Source organism: Sphingomonas pseudosanguinis (genome assembly GCF_014196255.1).
Lineage (GTDB): Bacteria > Pseudomonadota > Alphaproteobacteria > Sphingomonadales > Sphingomonadaceae > Sphingomonas > Sphingomonas pseudosanguinis.
Map to the genome: position 1 here is coordinate 58,273 of NZ_JACIDH010000012.1, position 15,898 is coordinate 74,170.

A 15,898-nucleotide genomic window follows, 5' to 3' on the forward strand; every position below is an offset into this window, starting at 1 on the left:
CTCCCTATGATGGAGCGAACTGTCCTCTTCTATGATTTCCATCGTCAATACCGAATGCCACGTTCCCAAAACGTTCTCCGACTTGGCCAAAATCGCAGCTTGGGGCCGACTGGGCCAGGTAGGTGCAGGCCGGCGGAACGCGAAATGGGCCAATGTCGGTGAGCCGTGCTCCATCGTCACCGGCGACCTTGGGACATGGGCGGCCGATCGTGCCGCACACCATGTCCCAGACGATCAGGCCATCAACACGCTGGTTGCGGGAGATCATCTCAACGCTCAAGCGCGTGTGGATCCCCGACCAAGCATTGCGACGTGGATCGGCGCCGAGGTTGGTGCAGATGCTCCAAATCACAAACTCGTCGGCATCGGCCGGCCGCTCGAATATGTTGGTGTTGTTGCCGTCTAAGCAACCCTTGAGGTCGATGACGGCAGTGCGACCTGATGGAAGCCGGACCCGATAGTCGTTGCGGCTGGAATCGTCGGTGAGATCCCACCCGGCGATAAAGCCTTCGTCCTCCATGTGGTTGAGGACGTGCTGGACGAACTCGCGCTTGGTGCGCATCGTCGCGGAGAATTGCCCTCTCACCCGCTCGACGGCACCACGGAACAGGCCCGAATTGTAGAAGTCACGTTCGTCCAGGCCATGATCACCGAGCCGGTGCGCCTCGGTTTTCAGAACCTCGGCGAACCGCTCGATTTGCGCGCGCAGATCGCTGTTCTGCTCGCACGGTATGACGCTCATGCAGCAGCCCGTTCGGCAGCCTCCGCCATGCCCAACAGGGGCTCTAGGATATGGTGGGCGAGGTGCCGAACAACCGGCACCGCCACCCCGTCGCCGGTCAGGTGGTATGCTTCATTGTAGTTGCGCGGCAGCTTGTAGTCATCGTCTAGACCCATGAGACGCGCTGTCTCGCGCGCGGAGATCAGTCGCGACCGCACTTTCGCGCCATCAATGACGACGATCACTTGGCGGCTGGAGCCGCCGGCGGGCGTGCGTAGGCAGCCAGATACGTCGTCGAAACGAACTTCGGCGCGTTGCACCTTTTTGCCTCCCTCAACTCGCGTGCGCTTGTAGACGCCTCCGACCATGCGGCGCCCTGCCCGCTTGGCGGCGTTCACCTTGGCGAGGTTGATGGGCGACATCATGCCGAGGAGCTGCTGCGTTTCCGCAGACGTGTGCCAAGACACGCTCGACGGGTTCTCCTCGATCATGCTGGCGAACGTCGTGTTGCGTCGGTTGGGCGTCGGCATGTTCCACCACAACATGCCCTGTCGCAGCTCGGCCGGCAGCCGCTCGACTGCGCTTTGCAGGCCCCGCGTATGGAACGGCTCAATCGGCCCAGGCGCGAGTAGCGTCGAGTCGACTGTCACGTCGGCATGGACACCGATCACGAATAGACGAGGACGGGAGTGCGGAAGGAAGAGATCCGCGTTGATGACCAAGGCGCCGCAGCGGTAGCCCGCGTCCGCGAAGGTCTGGCAGATCGCCTCGAAATCCTTGCCCTCATGCGAGGTCAGTGTGCCGCAGACGTTCTCGAGCGCAATCAGCTTGGGTGCCCTTCCGTCCGCGATGAGGCCACGGATCACGTCCCAGAACGGGTAGAAGGTGCCCGAGCGCTCTCCGCGCAGCCCCGCCCCGCCCCCCGCCAGTGACAGGTCTTGGCAGGGGAATGAACCCCATACGAGATCGGCCACGCCGGGCAGCTTGGCGGCGGTGATTTGCTTCACGTCACCGACCGTCAGCTCGCCGCCCATGCCCCAATTTGCTTGGTAGGTGAGCCCCTTCTTATGGTCGAAGTCGTTGGCGAACAGGCAGGTCCAACCCGCCCCCAGGCCAGCGCGCGCCATGCCTCCGCCAGCGAAGAACTCGTAGAACTTAGCCATTAGCGACCCGCCCTTCCCCGTGGCGATCGTTGGCGCTCGTCTCGCGCGCCAGCTTCTCCGCGACGGCTTCGGTGATCCAGGTGTTGCGCGAGACGTTGCCGAGGCGATCGGCGCGCGCCGCGTCGATCAGAGCGAACGTCTCGGCCGATAGGCGGAGGTTGATGCGATCGAGATCGCGCACAGTGGCGGGCTTGGAAGACGTAGTCATGGCGCCATTGTGGCGCCACATTTTGACCTTGTCCAGTATGTTCTACATGTGTTCCTAATTTGCAAGGCCGATCGGGCTCGCGCCTATTCCCCTGCCGAGCTATATGTCACTGAAACGTGGAGCGTGCATGGACGGTCGGAATCCAGACGAGATCAACTTCCCTCCGTTTGAAACGGAGGATTTGCGTAAGAATCTCGCACGTTATCTTGATAGTGCCTTCACCGCCGAAGGAGCTGCCGCTGCGTCGAAAGTCGGCAACTTCAAGTGGGGCGTATACGCCTTCTTCGATTATGACGGGGAACCGATCTACGTCGGGCAAACTAACGAGCAGCTTCGCACTCGCATCCGGCGCCATCTGACCAATCAACGCACCGATGCCGTTGCTATGTCTGTGCTTGACCCTTTCGAGGTGTACGAGATCGAGGTTTGGCCGCTTCCGGCCCTACAAGAGGTGTCGAAGCCGAGAAGCAAGACGGACGCGCGTTGGGCGGCATGGGAGTCGGCCGTCGATCAACTCAATGCACTGGAGCGTAAGGTTTACGATCAGGCGATCGAAAAGAGCCGATTCAAAGCTATCCTGAACGAGAAAGACCCACCGCTGGCGAAGGTCGAGATCGAGGCACCGCCATCGTTCAGGGGACGCATCGTTTCTGATGAGGTGTTCGCGATCCGCTCGCACCCTGATTTTAGGATTGCCCGACGTGCGCTCATCATCGCCAGACTTGCCCAGGTCATCGCCGAGCGAAAGGTTCAAGGTGGATTGCGGCGGGTCATGCTGATCCAGGCAAAGCGCCTGCAATGGCTTGCCGATCGACGATATCAGGCCCTGGGGGGCGCAGAATCCGTGGAGCGGGAAGATGGCGCCGACACCGACGAGTAGCTCATCGCGGGTGCCTGCGTGTCGGCGCTCCCCCTCGCCTGCTTCTAAGCCGCAACCTTTGTTGCGAAGATGCAGGGCTCCACATCGGCAGGGGCTGCCAGGATAGGCCACCAGAACTTATGGCCGCTCCAGCCCTGCTCCTTAGTGCCTTCCTGTTGTAGCAGCACCAGCGCCGGTTTCGAGCGTCCAGGGTCCATCACGGTTGATCGAAGCGCGGTGCCCAAGATCGAGCGGCCGGACTTGTCACCGGAACCCCCTTTGGTCAGCCGACGCCCTGTTTCTGCTAGCACGACCAGGTTGCCGTCGCCGCCGTCGCGAACGTCGGAATAATAGTCGATCAGGCCGCGCATGGCGTCCCACTCGAACTCCGTGTCGTCAAACTCCATCGTCTCCTCGATGGCGTCGATAATCTCGATCGCGCGGGCGCGGTCCAGCTCGGCGAAACCGGCGGCGTTGATCCATCGAGGATCAATTAGCGCATCGATCTTGGCCTGGGCCGCGGCCATTGCCCGACCGCGGATCGTCTGGAACCCAGTGGGCAAAACCATGCCGTTCGGTCGGACCGGCACCACCGAGCTGAGCATCACCTTATTGGGCGCGCACGGGCGCACCCGCTGCAAGGGGTCGGTCTGAATGAACACGACGCCGCGGTCGTGGGCGCCCGTCTCGAAAGCTTCCCGTAGCGCGTTCTCAAAGCCGTTGATCGTGAACAGCCGATCATACACCCCTTGCGACGTGTAGAACCTCGTCACCGCCAGATCGGGCCGTGACCGGTTGCCATACATGCGTGAGTGCTGAAGCACGGTATCAGCCTGCATCGTTCGGGGGTTTCGGCCGTAGTAGAAGGCGATCAGGTTCGGGATGGTGATGCCTCGGTCGAGGATATTGCCGCCGACATAGATATTAAACGGCGTGCGCAGCTTCAGCTCGGCTTGCGTGTCAAGCAGCGCCATCACATCCTTGTCGGAGTTCACCGTCTCCCGCACCACGTCATCGCTTTGCAGCGCATCAATAAAAAGTTCGAACGCCTCTTGGCGCGAGGGCATACGACCCTTGTCGGCGCTGACCGACGTATCGAGGTCATCATAAGCCGCATCGAACAGTGGCCGCAGCGTCTCCGGATCGTTTTCCGCGTGATCCAAGATCGCTTCGCTAATCCATTCGATCACCTGATCCTGCCAAGCGTGCGCCGCCTTCTGCGTATCGTTGTGGATTATCATCGCGTACTTGCGCTTGCGCTCGCCGGCCTCGTGCTGCTGCCAGCGCCGCACGCACGCGGCCAGGACGAAAGTGATGATGGCGCGCCGAAGACCGACGGTGTTGGGACTGTCCAACACCGAGTTCGGATGAATGCGTCGCTTGTCGGGGCGGCGAAGCGCATCCTGCTCCAAGTCGCTGACCGTTACGATGAGGTGGTGACGCGGATCGTCGGTATCGTGGCCACCAAAATAATCGTCGCCTCCGACGTAACCGCCGTGGATCGGCAGCAGTTCGGTAAACGCCGGCTTTTTGGGTTTGAACACGAAGTTGCCGCCGGCGTTGGCTGCCTCATAGCCCTCCGGCTGGAGGTAGAGCGAGTAAGGCGTCGCGGTCACCTGGAGGGGAGTGTCAGGAATTTCGTGTGCGGGCGGGCATAATGGGAAAGAAGGAGCCCCGAAATGTCCCGACGCAAAGAGCCTGCGATACCGAACGATCTGCTGGATCAGCTGCTGGCTGGCGCTGATGCTGGTACCGCGCTGGCGCAGGGCGGCCTGCTGGATGCGCTGAAGAAGGCGCTGACGGAGCGCGCTTTGAACGCGGAGATGGATTATCATCTGGCCGGAGACGACGGCACCGGCAACTCGCGCACGGCTACGGCCGGAAGACGATCACGACCGATACCGGCAAGCTGGCGATCGACGTACCACGTGACCGGCAGAGCAGTTTCGACCCGCAGCTGATCGCCAAATACCAGCGGCGCTTTCCGGGCTTCGACGAGAAGATCGTGTCGATGTACGCGCGCGGCATGAGTACCCGCGAGATCACAGGACACCTGCACGATCTGTACGGCATCGACGTATCGCCGGACCTGATCTCGAGCGTGACCGACGCGGTGCTCGACGAGGTGGCGATCTGGCAGCAGCGGCCGCTCGACCCGGTCTACCCGCTCGTATTTTTCGACGCCTTGCGGGTGAAGATCCGTGACGAAGGCATGGTGCGCAACAAGGCGATCCACATCGCGCTCGGCGTCCGCGCCGACGGCGCCAAGGAGGTGCTGGGCCTGTGGCTGGAGCAGAACGAAGGGGCCAAATTCTGGCTCAGGGTCATGAACGAGCTGAGGAACCGCGGCACCGAGGACATCCTGCTCGCCGTGGTCGATGGCCTGAAGGGCTTTCCGGAAGCGATCACGGCCGTGTTCCCCGACGCCGTGGTTCAGACATGCATCGTCCATCTGCTGCGCAATTCCATGGACTTTGTGTCCTGGAAGGACCGCAAGGGCCTGGCGACTGCGTTGAAGGAGATCTACCGCGCGCCCAGTGCCGAGGCGGCCGAGCAGGCCCTGACTGCGTTCGAGGCGGGTCCTTGGGGAACCCGCTATCCCGCCATTGCCCAGAGCTGGCGGCGCGCCTGGGCCGAGGTCATCCCGTTCTTCGCCTTTCCCGACGAGGTTCGGCGGATCATCTACACCACCAACGCCATCGAGGCGCTGAACTCGAAACTGCGCCGGGCCGTCCGTGCACGCGGCCATTTCCCCAGCGACGAGGCCGCCACCAAGCTGCTCTACCTGATCTTGAACCGGTCGGAAAAAGAGTGGAGGATGCCACCACGTGAGTGGACCATGGCCAAGGCACAGTTCGCCGTCATCTTCGGCGAACGCTTCATCAGGGCCATGGCGGCGTAATGTTCAGCCGCCCGCCCGCACACGAAATTCCTGACACTCCCACCTGGAGGAAGGCAATGCCCTCAACCATGCGGCGCAGATCGTCCATTTTCTCAGCGATGGCGCCCTGCTCGATAGCTTGCTGCCCGCGCTTGCGCACGAACCGGACGCTGGCGAGGTCCGCTTCATCATCGATCAGCAGCACCTTGCGCTTTTGCAGATCGGCATGGGCCTCCATAAATTCGATTAGGCGGTCAAGATTCTGCGCCTGCTTCTTCGCCACAATGACGATTTTGCGCTTCAGCTCGCTGCGCGTCAGCTTACCAGGCAACTTCATGATATCGAGAACGATCATCTCGTCCTCGTCTATGAACTCGGCAAAATCGGCGCTAAGGCGGGCAACGGTCTGCGCTGACAAGGTCTTGGTGCCCTTGGTCAGCACCAACGCGATATCGAAATCCCGATCGAACGCACGCGCAATCGCCCCCACGAACCCGCGCGTTTTGCCCGACTGGATTTTGCCCAGGAGCATCCCCGGCCGATCACCGGTCGTATCGACATCCTCGAGCTGGTTGACGACGCGCTCGATGCACGCGGCCAGCTCGTCGCTATCGCCGCGGGTCTGCCTCAACCGAGCATAGAACCCCGTCATTGTTCCTCCCCCTTCGCTGTTCATGAGTTGCGCTGGCTCGTAATATAGGCGCCCCGCAACGTACCTTACAGCATCAGCTTCTCCGCCTCCGCAATCACAGGTTCTGGGTCGCCGAAGCGGTATTCTGCTAGGTCTTCGCAGTCGGTCTCGCTGAGCGGCATCTTACTATATTCGCCTTGGCGGAGCGCGTCGAGGTTCGTGACGAGAGCGACACGCTGGTGTTCCAATGGCCTCGCACCGTGAAGGTGGCCTCACAATCGCCGGCATAATCGGACGCGCGGGTGGCTAGGCATCACCCTTCGGTGCTGGACGCGGCCTCCCGTTCGCTCGCCGGGAATTGCCGGTAGAAGGTAGAGAGGCCGACGCCCAGCAGCTTCGCGACCCGCGCCGGTTTCTCGCCCACGGCGAGCAGTTTGCGGGCCGTGTCGATCCTGTCGGGTGTCATCACCAGCTTGCGCCCTCCCCCCGTGCTGCCCTTCTCGCGCGCCGCCGCCAGCCCGGCGATCGTCCGCTCCTTTACCAGCTCGCGTTCCATCTCCGCGACCGATGCGAGGATGTGGAACAGGAGCCGGCCCGATGCCGTCGACGTGTCGAACCCATCCGTCAGCGATCGAAAGTCGATCCCCCGCTCAGACAGGTCCGCAGCCAGCGCGATCAGACCCTGGATCGAGCGGCCGAGCCGATCGAGTTTCCAGATTACCAGCGTGTCGCCGGCGCGTGCGAAGCCCAGCGCCTCGACCAGCCCCGGCCGGTTGATCTTCGCACCGCTCGCCTTGTCGGTGAACACCTTCTCGCACCCGGCCTTTGCCAGTGCATCGAGTTGCAACGTCAAATCCTGATCGGCCGTCGAGACACGCGCATAGCCGATCAGCATCTTTCCCGTTTCCCCGTCAAAATCGGCAGTTTCGGGAATTGTAAATCGGGAACAGGTTTTGGGAAAGCGGAACCCGCAGGCGTCCGTCAGCGCGATCGGCGGCTCGGCATTCCCGTCACTGGTTCCCAATCGGGAAAGAAACTCAGATCATGTCCCGTTGAACAGCACGCTTGCGCAGTGGAAACAGCCTATTTGACCGGACCGAAGCGGTTCAAAGGCACCTTGAGGAACGCCGTTCCGCACGCATCAGCATCCGGCAACCGCCCGCCACGGATATTGACCTGAAGTGCAGCGAGCATGAGATCTGGCAACGGGAGCGAAGCGTCGCGCTTCTCGCGGGTTTCCACGAACTCCGCTTCGTCGATGCCATCGCGTACATGGATGTTGTCACGGCGCTGTTCGGCAACTGTCGAACGGCCGATCACCTCGCGACCGTCCTTGCCGTAGTCGTGTCCTACATAGGTCGCGGTTTCAGGTGAGAGGTCGAGGATTGCGCGGATCGAGCGCCAAAGTGCGTGCGCATCACCACCGGGGAAATCCGCCCGGCTCGTGCCGCTGTCGGGCACCATCAGCGTATCGTGAACGAACGCCGCGTCACCCACGACATAAGTAATCGAGGCGAGCGTGTGGCCAGGCGAGAGCATGACGCGCGCATCGAGCGAGCCGATCGTGAACTGCTCGCCATCGTTGAATAGGTGATCCCACTGGCTGCCATCGACGGGCAGGTCGGGCAGGCAGTAGATGTCCTGCCAAAGCTTCTGCACCTCCACGACCCTGGCGCCGATTGCGGTTTTGCCACCCGTCTCTTCCGCAAGGTACGGGGCGGCCGAGAAGTGATCGGCATGGGGATGGGTATCGAGCACCCATTCCACATTAAGCCCGTTCGCGCGGACATAATCGAGGATCAGATCGGCATTGTCGGTTGCGGTCGCACCGGCGCGCGGATCGAAGTCAAGGACCGGGTCGATGATCGCGGCGGTCTTTGTGGTTTCGTCGACCACGACATACTGGAAACTGCCGGTGCGCTCGTCGTGGAGCGACGCGACCGTCATGCCCTTGTGGTTATACTCGATCATGTTTCGTATCCTCTCGCATCGTCAGCTTTCTGCCCGCGCACGCGCGAACAGCCGTTCGAAGTCGGCGGTGTCGATCGCCCCCATCACCAGCAGGCGTCCGGCAAGATAACCCGGGGTGCCGGCTAGCCCGATCGAATAGGCTTCCCGTCCGTTCGCCCGCAGGCGGGCCGCGACAGCGTCAGCGTGGGCGGCAAGCCAGGTCGTCGCGCGCCGCCAGTCGCCCCCAGCGCGCTCGACGATGTCCCGCAGCATGTCGTCATCGATCGTGCGGCTGTCCGTCATCAACGCGCGATGTACGGCCGGATAAATCCCTTGTTCGGCGCAGGCGATCGCAACGCTTGCGGCACGTTCGGAGGGCGGACCGAAGATCGGCCAGTCCTTGTAGATGACCCGCACCTTGCCGTCGCGTTGCACAGCTTCTTCCAGGGCGGGAAACCCATGACGGCAGGCCGGGCAACGATAGTCGGTGAACACGGCAAGCCGGAGCGTAGCATCGGCAGGCCCGTCCTCCGGCGAGCCGTTACCGGCCAGGATCAGGTCAGCGGTCGGACCGACATCGCGACCAATCGGGGCAGTACGCCGAAGAATCTGCCCGACTGCCCAGCCACCCACGACCACCGCGCCCAGTCCGGCAAGCTGTCTCCGATTGAGCGGCCCGGGCATGGTCAGCGCGCCGCAGGCTTGTTGCGAGCTTCCGCGACGAGGCGACGCAACGTCGGCAGATCGACCGCCCCGGCGACAACCTGTGAGCCGACGATTAGCGCCGGCGTCCCGTTGAAACCGATCGCGCGGGCGATGCCATCGGTGCGCGCGAGTAGCGCGTCGATTTCGGCACCGTGCATTTTCAAATCCCGTTGCAGACGGGGCCAGTCGACCTTGGCTCTGGCAGCGGCTGCCTTGATGCCGGTGCTGTCGAGCCGCGCCGACGAGGTCAGCAGCGCCCCATGAAAGGCGGCATGCTTGCCCTGCCACTGGCTCGCAACGGCCGCGCGCGATGCCTCACGTGAGGCAGGACCGAAGATCGGCCAGTCCCGATACACGATCCGCACCTTCGGATCGGAACGAAGCAGGGCGTTCAGCACCGGCTCCATGCGACGGCAATAGGGGCAGTTGTAGTCGAAGAACTCGACCACCGTGACATCGTAGATCTTGCCTGCGCGCTTGGGAGCCACGGGATCGTCGACGACGGCCTTGCGCGAAAGATCGGGCTGCTGCGCGAAAACAGGCGTGATCGGCGCGGCGAAGACAAGCGCAGCCAACAGGCCACGCGACATCAGATTGCGACGGTTCATCGGTGTTTCCTTGCTAGATCGATTCCATCGGCGAGGGCTGCGCGTGACAGCTCGCCAAGCTGGAGCTGCACGATCGTGCCGTCTGCCGCGACGAAGGCAGTTGCGGGATAGCCGGCTACCTTCAGGGCTTGGGAAAGGCCGCGATCGGGGTCGAGCGCGACATGCCTCGCACCGATGCCTTCACGGTTGAGGAAGCCGCTGACGGTCGCTGGAGCCTCACCCTGATCGGCGAGAAGGATCGGGACCTCGCCGGTCCGCGATGCAACCGCATCGAGCATCGGCAGCTCACGCCGGCACGGACCGCACCAGGTCGCCCACAGGTTGACCACGAAAGGGCGGCCGCGGAAGCGATCGAGTGGAAGCGGAGCGCCGGACGCGGTCGTCAGATTAAGATGATAGGGAAACGGGCCGTAGGTCACGGGAGGGATCAGCGCCTGAAGCGCAAACCAGAGGCCGCCCGCTACAGCCAATGCTCCCCAGCCTGCCGCCAGCGCGCTTGAGCGGCCAAGCCGGATCGCCAGTATCGCCGCAGCGCCGAGAAGTCCTGCAACGGGGAAAAAGCCGCCCTGCCACACGGCGAGGATGGACAGCGGAGAGTCGGCGTAACTCGCCCAATGGGCAGCAACATAACCGATCCGCGCCGTGATAAGTCCTGCGACGATAGCACTGGTGGCAACTGCCGCCACGCGAGGGAAGCGGAACCGCCCAGCCAGTGTCGTCAACCCGAGAAAGACGACGATGCACAGCACGGCAAGCCCGCGATCGACGGCCAGCATCAGCGGCCCGATTGCGATTGCGCTATCCATCAGAGAAACGTGGCCGCGCTCTTCCAGAGCATGTAGGCCGCCACCACGAAGATAAGGACAGCGAAGACCGTGGTGAGCGTACCGCCTGTGCCGAGGCGCTTCGCGATGCGCGTTCCGGCCAGGCCGCCGACAACCCCACCGCCGATGAACGCGAACGCAAGCGGCCAGTCGACCAGACCAGAAAACGCGTAGTTGGCGGCCGTCGTCAGCCCGAAAGCGGTGACCGCGATCAACGACGTGCCGACAGCATTCAGGATCGGCATACCCGTCGACCCAATCAGGCCGGGGACGATCAGGAAGCCTCCGCCGATGCCGAAGAAGCCCGAGAACAGGCCGGTGCCAAGGCCGTAGCCCAGCACCTTCGGCGCCTTCTCCCGGTTGCATTCCGCGCCCGGATTGCCCGCGTCACCCCGCCCGCGCAGCATCAGTACGCCGACGACGACCATGACCAGCGCGAACAGGAAGAGGAGTTTGCCGCCATCCATGGCCTTGCCCGCTGTAGAGCCGAACAGGGCACCGACGACGCCGGCGGTCGCGTACATCCCGCCGCAGCGCCATTTGACGGTATGCGCCTTGGCATGGCCGATCAGTCCCGTGGCGGCGTTGGCCGCGACGGCGAACGCGCTCGTGCCGATGGCGAGGTGCGCATCCGGCACGCGCACCAGATAGACCATGAGCGGGACGGCGAGGATCGATCCGCCCCCGCCAACAAGCCCGAGGGTGAAGCCCACCAGGCTGCCGGACAGCGCGCCGAGCAGATACTGGATCGGTTCGAGGGTCATGCCGCCTTGCCGATCTCGTGCGGGGCCGCCATCCACTCATGGCCCTTCAGCATGCCCTGCCAATAGATCGGGGGCAGCATGCGCTCCTTCAGGAACCACGCAGTTCGCGTCGGGCGCGTTCCGTCCAGCAGCCAGGACGGGAAGCTGGGGAGCAATTTTCCGCCATAGCCGAACTCGGCAAGCACGATCTTGCCACGCTCGACGGTGAGCGGGCACGATCCATAGCCGTCATAGTCGGCGACAGGGGGCTTGCCATCGAGTGCGGCGAGCGCGTTGACCGCCACCACGGGTGCCTGCTTACGGGCTGCCGCAGCCGTCTTCGCATTGCTCGTCCCGGCGGCATCGCCCAAGGCGAAGACGTTGTCATACCGCTTGTGCCGCAGCGTCGCCTCATCGACCTCGACGAAGCCGTTTGCCGCCGCGAGCGGACTTTTGGCGACGACATCATGCGAAACCTGAGGCGGCACGACGTGGAGCATGTCGAACTCGCGCTCGATCCGCTCGCTTACGCCGTCCCGCTTGCGCTCGAATGTGGCGACACCCCGATCGGCGTCGACCGCGACAAGGTTGGACTCCAGCTTGAGGTCGATCGCGTACTTCTCGACATATTCCATCAGCGCCGGGACGTAGGTCGCGACGCCGAACAGCGCCGCGCCGGCGTTGTGAAACTCGACGTCGATCGCGGGAAGGACGCCGCTCTCGCGCCAGATGTCGCAGGAGAGATACATCGCCTTTTGCGGCGCGCCGGCGCACTTGATCGGCATCGGCGGTTGCGAGAACAGCGCACGCCCCCGCTCCAAATCCCGGACAAGCCGGTAGGTGTAGGGTGCCAGATCGTAGCGGTAGTTGGACGTGACGCCGTTGCGGCCCAACGCCTCGGGAAGTCCGGCGATCTTCTCCCACGCGAGGCGCAGACCCAAGGCGACGATCAGGACACGGTAGGCGATCGTATCCCCGTCCCCCAAGGTGATCGCCTGGCGAACGGGATCGATGTTGATTGCAGGTAGCCGTATCCATTCGACGCCCTTGGGCATCACGTCGGCTTCCGCCTTGCGGGTCTGTTCGGGGGTGAAAACGCCAGCCCCGACCAACGTCCAACCGGGCTGGTAATAGTGCTCCTGGGCGGGATCGACGACAGCGATCGATACCTTGGCGTTGCGCTTCAGGATGCTGGCGGCGGTTGAGATGCCAGCAGCCCCACCTCCGATGATGACGACGTCGTAGGTCATTTGCCGGTCCTCTCAGACCGGCGGGCAAGCGCCGGCTTCAGATCGGCGAGGTCGTATCCGGCTGCTTTCGCCTGACCGATGATCGTTGCGGGATCAGTTTGGTCCGCCTCCGCCAGCGCCCACAGGGTGGCTGCCCGCGTACCGCTTCGGCAGAAGCCGAGCGTCGGCCCCGGCAGCGTGGTCAGCGCTTCCTTCATCCGATCCGCATCGGCATCGGTCGCCTTGCCCGGCACGATCGGGACATGCGCGAAGGCAAGGCCGTGTTCTTCGGCCAAGCGGGCCATATCCTGTGCGCTTGGCTGACCCGGCTCCTCGCCGTCGGGTCGGCTCGAAACGATCGAGCGGTATCCCGCCCGTGCGGCAGCAGCGACGTCATTCCGGGTAAGCTGGGGAGCAGCCGAGAAGGACGGTGTGATCTTCTTGAAGGCCATGTGACGTCTCCTGTCCCGTTCAGGCCGAACGGCGTGGGGTGAGTGCGAAGCGGTGGATGGCAGCGCCCAGCGCCATCGCGGCGATGAAGAGCAGCGCCGGTGCAGGCTGGATCGCCAGTGCGGCGATGGCAGGGCCTGGGCAGAGCCCGACAAGGCCCCAGCCTATGCCGAACAAGGCGGCACCGCCGATGAGGCGCGTGTCGATCGGCGAGGTGGCCGGTGTATGGAATTGCTCGGCGACGATCGGCGCGGAGCGCCGACGCGCGATGAACCACGCTATCGCCATCGGCAGGATTGCCCCGCCCATGACGAAAGCGAGGGTCGGGTCCCAGGCACCGGCGACGTCGAGGAACGCCCGTACCCGCGCAGGATCGATCATGCCGGAAACGGCAAGGCCGGCGCCGAACAGCGTGCCGCTGACGAGCGAGAGGATGCCCTGGCGCATCACAGCGTCACCCCCGCCAGACGCATGAGGGTAACGGTCGCGATGCCCGTCGCCATGAAGGTGCCCGTCGCGACGATGGACCGCGGTGACAGACGCGACAGACCGCAGACGCCGTGACCGCTGGTGCATCCCGCGCCGAGCCGCGTCCCGATCCCGACGATCAGACCGGCGACGGCGATCAACCCAAGCGACGTCGGGAAGCGTGCTTCCACATCCAGATTCGCCGCAGCAAGGGCCGCGCCCAAGGGCAGCCCCGCTGTGAAAAGAAGTGCGATCGTCCACGGCGCGCCGCCTTCGGAAAGGCCGAGGACACGCGCGAACATGCCGCTGACCCCGGCTATACGACCGTTCCCCAGCAGCATGATCGCAGCAGCGATGCCGATCATCAGCCCACCGATGAAGCCGGCGAGCGGCATGGCATGAGGAAATCCGGGCATCACAGCACATCCAGTGGAATCTTGAGGTAGCGGGTGCCGTTAGCTTCCGGCTCCGGCAAATGGCCGCCGCGCATGTTCACCTGAACCGATGGCAGGATGAGCTTGGGCATCGACAGGGTGGCATCGCGACTGGTGCGCATCGCGACGAAGTCGTCTTCGTCTACCCCTTCGTGGACATGGACGTTGCCAACGCGCTGCGCGCCGACAGTCGTTTCCCAGACATACTGATCGCGACCCGCGGCCTTGTAGTCGTGGCACAGGAACAGCCGCGTCTCGTCCGGCAACTGCATCAGTCGGCGGATCGAGCGGTAGAGCTGGCGGGCGTCACCGCCGGGGAAATCTGCCCGCGCCGTGCCGTAATCCGGCATGAAGAGGGTATCGCCGGTGAAGACTGCGTCACCGATGACATAGGCCATGTCGGCCGGGGTATGCCCCGGCACATGCAGCGCGAGGGCCTCGATGTCGCCGATCGCAAAACGGTCGCCGTCGTCGAAGAGCCGATCGAACTCGGAGCCGTCGCGTTCGAAGTTGGTGCCGGCGTTGAAAATCTTGCCGAAGACGTTCTGCACGCGGATGATCTCACGGCCGATCGCGAGCTGGCCGCCAAGCGCCTTTTGCAAATAGGGTGCCGCAGACAGGTGATCGGCATGGGCGTGGGTTTCGAGCAGCCAGTCGACCGTCAGGCCGTTCTGTCGCACATAAGCGATGACCGCATCCGCCGAGGCCGTCTTGGTACGGCCTGCCGCAGCGTCGAAATCCAGGACGCTGTCGACGATCGCCGCTTTCCGCGTGGCAGGGTCCCAAACGACGTAGGTCGCGGTGTTGGTCGGCTCATCGAAGAAGGAATGAACGATCGGCGACCCCGCCGCCTTCGCTCGCTCGATTTGCGCAACTGCCTCGTTCAAAGCCGATTCCATGACCGCCTCCGTTTATCGATTTCAGACTTTATGTAGTCATGTAATTCACTTGCGTCAACGGGCTGTCCGTGCCATCTGAAAAGCATGGAAACGATGGATGCAGACGCGCCGCGCTCGTTGCGCATCGGGGACGCGGCCCCGAATTTTACCGCTCGCACGACGCAGGGCGAAATGACGCTCGATCAGTATCGTGGTCGCTGGGTCGTGTTCTTCTCGCATCCGGCCGACTTTACGCCGGTCTGCACCAGCGAGTTCGTGGCACTGGCCAAGGCTGCACCGCAGTTCGAGGAGCTGGATTGCGTCTTGCTCGGACTGTCGGTCGACAGCCTGTATTCGCATGTCGCTTGGTTGCGCGCGATCAAGGATGTCTTCGGCGTCGAGGTGCCGTTCCCGGTCGTAGAAGACCCATCGATGGCGGTGGGTTACGCCTACGGCATGCTTGACGAGCAGGCTGGCGACGCCTCGGCCGTCCGCGCGACCTATTTCATCGATCCCGAGGGCATTATCCGGGCGCTCAACTGGTATCCCATGAGCGTCGGGCGATCGGTCGACGAGATGCTGCGCACGGTCAGGGCATTGCAGCGCTCGGCCGATGGGCAAGTCTATACGCCGGCCGACTGGCAGCCGGGCGACGACGTCCTGCTGCCGCCTGCCCTGCCCGGCAGCGCTGGCGCAGACTGGTTTCATCAGTTGAAGGCAGATCGATGACGGCGATACATCAATCCCGCGCGATCGCCGATGCGGCGGTTGAGAAGCTGCGCGTGTTTGCTCAACCCCAGCGCCTTATGATCCTGTCCTATCTGCTCGGCGGTGAGCGCCAGGTCGCGGACATCGAGGCCGCTACTGGGGTGACCCAACCGGCGCTCAGCCAGCAGCTTGCTGAGCTGCGCCGCGCTGATCTGGTGAAGACGAGGCGAGAGGCCAAGCAGGTCCACTACCGTCTTGCCAATGATGCGGCTGCACTCTGCGTGCGCACGCTCGAAGCGATGTTCGGTGCCGACGATATAGCTGTGGAGCAAGCAGCGCCCGCTCCCCGGTCGGCGCGACCACGCGAAGCGATGGCTACCGCGCGGCCGCAAAACATCGGCGCGGCCGTGTTTGCGAGGATCGGGTAATCGTTTCGAC

The 15,898-nt window shown here is 63.6% G+C and carries 19 protein-coding genes and 1 pseudogene; 4 read left to right on the forward strand and 16 right to left on the reverse strand.

Annotated elements, in window-relative coordinates; genetic code table 11:
• Positions 1-4: 4 nt before the first annotated feature.
• The 3 genes from GGR48_RS12800 to GGR48_RS12810 are packed head-to-tail and all read right to left on the reverse strand — an operon-like array spanning position 5 to position 2,092.
• Positions 5-742, reverse strand: coding sequence for a hypothetical protein (locus GGR48_RS12800; protein WP_206362565.1), 738 nt, complete (start codon positions 740-742; stop codon positions 5-7).
• Positions 739-1,884: a DNA cytosine methyltransferase gene (locus tag GGR48_RS12805; protein ID WP_047867234.1), complete on the reverse strand. Its 1,146-nt coding sequence runs from the start codon at positions 1,882-1,884 to the stop codon at positions 739-741. Before GGR48_RS12805 ends, GGR48_RS12800 begins: the two co-directional genes overlap by 4 nt.
• A complete protein-coding gene (locus tag GGR48_RS12810) occupies positions 1,877-2,092 on the reverse strand; it encodes a hypothetical protein (RefSeq protein WP_047867238.1) in 216 nt (71 codons plus the stop codon). Before GGR48_RS12810 ends, GGR48_RS12805 begins: the two co-directional genes overlap by 8 nt.
• Positions 2,093-2,219: 127 nt before the next feature.
• On the opposite strand from GGR48_RS12810, the gene GGR48_RS12815 reads away from it, so the two are divergent.
• Positions 2,220-2,972, forward strand: a complete 753-nt coding sequence (locus GGR48_RS12815; RefSeq protein WP_047867233.1) for a GIY-YIG nuclease family protein — start codon at positions 2,220-2,222, stop codon at positions 2,970-2,972.
• A gap of 44 nt (positions 2,973-3,016) precedes the next feature.
• On the opposite strand, the gene GGR48_RS12820 is transcribed toward GGR48_RS12815, so the two are convergent.
• A complete protein-coding gene (locus GGR48_RS12820; RefSeq protein WP_076711809.1) occupies positions 3,017-4,567 on the reverse strand; it encodes a Z1 domain-containing protein in 1,551 nt (516 codons plus the stop codon).
• A 63-nt stretch (positions 4,568-4,630) separates the two neighbouring features.
• Between GGR48_RS12820 and GGR48_RS12825 the strand changes: the two are divergent.
• Positions 4,631-5,853, forward strand: a pseudogene (locus tag GGR48_RS12825) (IS256 family transposase).
• On the opposite strand, the gene GGR48_RS12830 reads toward GGR48_RS12825, so the two are convergent.
• From GGR48_RS12830 to GGR48_RS12885, 12 genes are all read right to left on the reverse strand, one after another.
• Positions 5,834-6,484 carry a hypothetical protein gene (locus tag GGR48_RS12830; protein WP_076711777.1) on the reverse strand — a complete coding sequence of 217 codons (651 nt, stop codon included), beginning with the start codon at positions 6,482-6,484 and terminating at the stop codon, positions 5,834-5,836. The pseudogene GGR48_RS12825 and the gene GGR48_RS12830 sit on opposite strands and share 20 nt — an antisense overlap.
• Before the next feature lie 292 nt (positions 6,485-6,776).
• Positions 6,777-7,358 carry a recombinase family protein gene (locus tag GGR48_RS12835; protein WP_047867230.1) on the reverse strand — a complete coding sequence of 194 codons (582 nt, stop codon included), beginning with the start codon at positions 7,356-7,358 and terminating at the stop codon, positions 6,777-6,779.
• A 188-nt stretch (positions 7,359-7,546) separates the two neighbouring features.
• On the reverse strand, positions 7,547-8,434 hold the full coding sequence (locus GGR48_RS12840; RefSeq protein WP_085811215.1) for an MBL fold metallo-hydrolase: 888 nt from the start codon (positions 8,432-8,434) through the stop codon (positions 7,547-7,549).
• Between the two features lie 21 nt (positions 8,435-8,455).
• The gene (locus GGR48_RS12845; protein ID WP_085811214.1) at positions 8,456-9,097 is read right to left on the reverse strand and encodes a DsbA family protein; all 642 of its coding nucleotides are present in this window, start codon (positions 9,095-9,097) and stop codon (positions 8,456-8,458) included.
• 2 nt (positions 9,098-9,099) lie between these two features.
• Positions 9,100-9,726, reverse strand: coding sequence for a DsbA family protein (locus GGR48_RS12850; protein WP_085811213.1), 627 nt, complete (start codon positions 9,724-9,726; stop codon positions 9,100-9,102).
• Positions 9,723-10,532, reverse strand: a complete 810-nt coding sequence (locus GGR48_RS12855; RefSeq protein ID WP_085811211.1) for a TlpA disulfide reductase family protein — start codon at positions 10,530-10,532, stop codon at positions 9,723-9,725. Before GGR48_RS12855 ends, GGR48_RS12850 begins: the two co-directional genes overlap by 4 nt.
• Positions 10,532-11,314 (reverse strand): sulfite exporter TauE/SafE family protein, encoded by a 783-nt coding sequence (locus GGR48_RS12860; protein WP_085811210.1) that lies wholly within the window; start codon positions 11,312-11,314, stop codon positions 10,532-10,534. The genes GGR48_RS12855 and GGR48_RS12860 overlap by 1 nt, the downstream gene beginning before the upstream one ends.
• Positions 11,311-12,543, reverse strand: a complete 1,233-nt coding sequence (locus GGR48_RS12865) for an NAD(P)/FAD-dependent oxidoreductase (RefSeq protein ID WP_085811209.1) — start codon at positions 12,541-12,543, stop codon at positions 11,311-11,313. Before GGR48_RS12865 ends, GGR48_RS12860 begins: the two co-directional genes overlap by 4 nt.
• A complete protein-coding gene (locus GGR48_RS12870) occupies positions 12,540-12,974 on the reverse strand; it encodes a protein tyrosine phosphatase family protein (RefSeq protein WP_085811208.1) in 435 nt (144 codons plus the stop codon). The genes GGR48_RS12865 and GGR48_RS12870 overlap by 4 nt, the downstream gene beginning before the upstream one ends.
• 19 nt (positions 12,975-12,993) lie before the next feature.
• Positions 12,994-13,419, reverse strand: a complete 426-nt coding sequence (locus tag GGR48_RS12875) for a DUF6691 family protein (protein ID WP_085811207.1) — start codon at positions 13,417-13,419, stop codon at positions 12,994-12,996.
• The gene (locus tag GGR48_RS12880) at positions 13,419-13,856 is read right to left on the reverse strand and encodes a YeeE/YedE family protein (RefSeq protein WP_179187244.1); all 438 of its coding nucleotides are present in this window, start codon (positions 13,854-13,856) and stop codon (positions 13,419-13,421) included. Before GGR48_RS12880 ends, GGR48_RS12875 begins: the two co-directional genes overlap by 1 nt.
• Positions 13,856-14,773: an MBL fold metallo-hydrolase gene (locus GGR48_RS12885; protein WP_085811205.1), complete on the reverse strand. Its 918-nt coding sequence runs from the start codon at positions 14,771-14,773 to the stop codon at positions 13,856-13,858. Before GGR48_RS12885 ends, GGR48_RS12880 begins: the two co-directional genes overlap by 1 nt.
• Before the next feature lie 84 nt (positions 14,774-14,857).
• Between GGR48_RS12885 and GGR48_RS12890 the strand changes: the two genes are divergently transcribed.
• Together GGR48_RS12890 and GGR48_RS12895 are read left to right on the forward strand one after the other, a co-directional pair.
• A complete protein-coding gene (locus GGR48_RS12890) occupies positions 14,858-15,481 on the forward strand; it encodes a peroxiredoxin (protein WP_085811204.1) in 624 nt (207 codons plus the stop codon).
• A complete protein-coding gene (locus tag GGR48_RS12895; protein ID WP_085811203.1) occupies positions 15,478-15,888 on the forward strand; it encodes an ArsR/SmtB family transcription factor in 411 nt (136 codons plus the stop codon). Before GGR48_RS12890 ends, GGR48_RS12895 begins: the two co-directional genes overlap by 4 nt.
• Positions 15,889-15,898 lie beyond the last annotated feature (10 nt).

Coding starts and splice junctions, on each gene's coding strand:
- GGR48_RS12875 (WP_085811207.1), bottom strand. CDS start 13,419: ATGCGCCAGGGCATCCTCTCGCTCGTCAGCGGCACGCTGTTCGGCGCC.
- GGR48_RS12840 (WP_085811215.1), bottom strand. CDS start 8,434: ATGATCGAGTATAACCACAAGGGCATGACGGTCGCGTCGCTCCACGAC.
- GGR48_RS12800 (WP_206362565.1), bottom strand. CDS start 742: ATGAGCGTCATACCGTGCGAGCAGAACAGCGATCTGCGCGCGCAAATC.
- GGR48_RS12870 (WP_085811208.1), bottom strand. CDS start 12,974: ATGGCCTTCAAGAAGATCACACCGTCCTTCTCGGCTGCTCCCCAGCTT.
- GGR48_RS12890 (WP_085811204.1), top strand. CDS start 14,858: ATGGAAACGATGGATGCAGACGCGCCGCGCTCGTTGCGCATCGGGGAC.
- GGR48_RS12895 (WP_085811203.1), top strand. CDS start 15,478: ATGACGGCGATACATCAATCCCGCGCGATCGCCGATGCGGCGGTTGAG.
- GGR48_RS12805 (WP_047867234.1), bottom strand. CDS start 1,884: ATGGCTAAGTTCTACGAGTTCTTCGCTGGCGGAGGCATGGCGCGCGCT.
- GGR48_RS12845 (WP_085811214.1), bottom strand. CDS start 9,097: ATGCCCGGGCCGCTCAATCGGAGACAGCTTGCCGGACTGGGCGCGGTG.
- GGR48_RS12865 (WP_085811209.1), bottom strand. CDS start 12,543: ATGACCTACGACGTCGTCATCATCGGAGGTGGGGCTGCTGGCATCTCA.
- GGR48_RS12850 (WP_085811213.1), bottom strand. CDS start 9,726: ATGAACCGTCGCAATCTGATGTCGCGTGGCCTGTTGGCTGCGCTTGTC.
- GGR48_RS12860 (WP_085811210.1), bottom strand. CDS start 11,314: ATGACCCTCGAACCGATCCAGTATCTGCTCGGCGCGCTGTCCGGCAGC.
- GGR48_RS12835 (WP_047867230.1), bottom strand. CDS start 7,358: ATGCTGATCGGCTATGCGCGTGTCTCGACGGCCGATCAGGATTTGACG.
- GGR48_RS12815 (WP_047867233.1), top strand. CDS start 2,220: ATGGACGGTCGGAATCCAGACGAGATCAACTTCCCTCCGTTTGAAACG.
- GGR48_RS12880 (WP_179187244.1), bottom strand. CDS start 13,856: ATGCCCGGATTTCCTCATGCCATGCCGCTCGCCGGCTTCATCGGTGGG.
- GGR48_RS12855 (WP_085811211.1), bottom strand. CDS start 10,532: ATGGATAGCGCAATCGCAATCGGGCCGCTGATGCTGGCCGTCGATCGC.
- GGR48_RS12830 (WP_076711777.1), bottom strand. CDS start 6,484: ATGACGGGGTTCTATGCTCGGTTGAGGCAGACCCGCGGCGATAGCGAC.
- GGR48_RS12885 (WP_085811205.1), bottom strand. CDS start 14,773: ATGGAATCGGCTTTGAACGAGGCAGTTGCGCAAATCGAGCGAGCGAAG.
- GGR48_RS12810 (WP_047867238.1), bottom strand. CDS start 2,092: ATGACTACGTCTTCCAAGCCCGCCACTGTGCGCGATCTCGATCGCATC.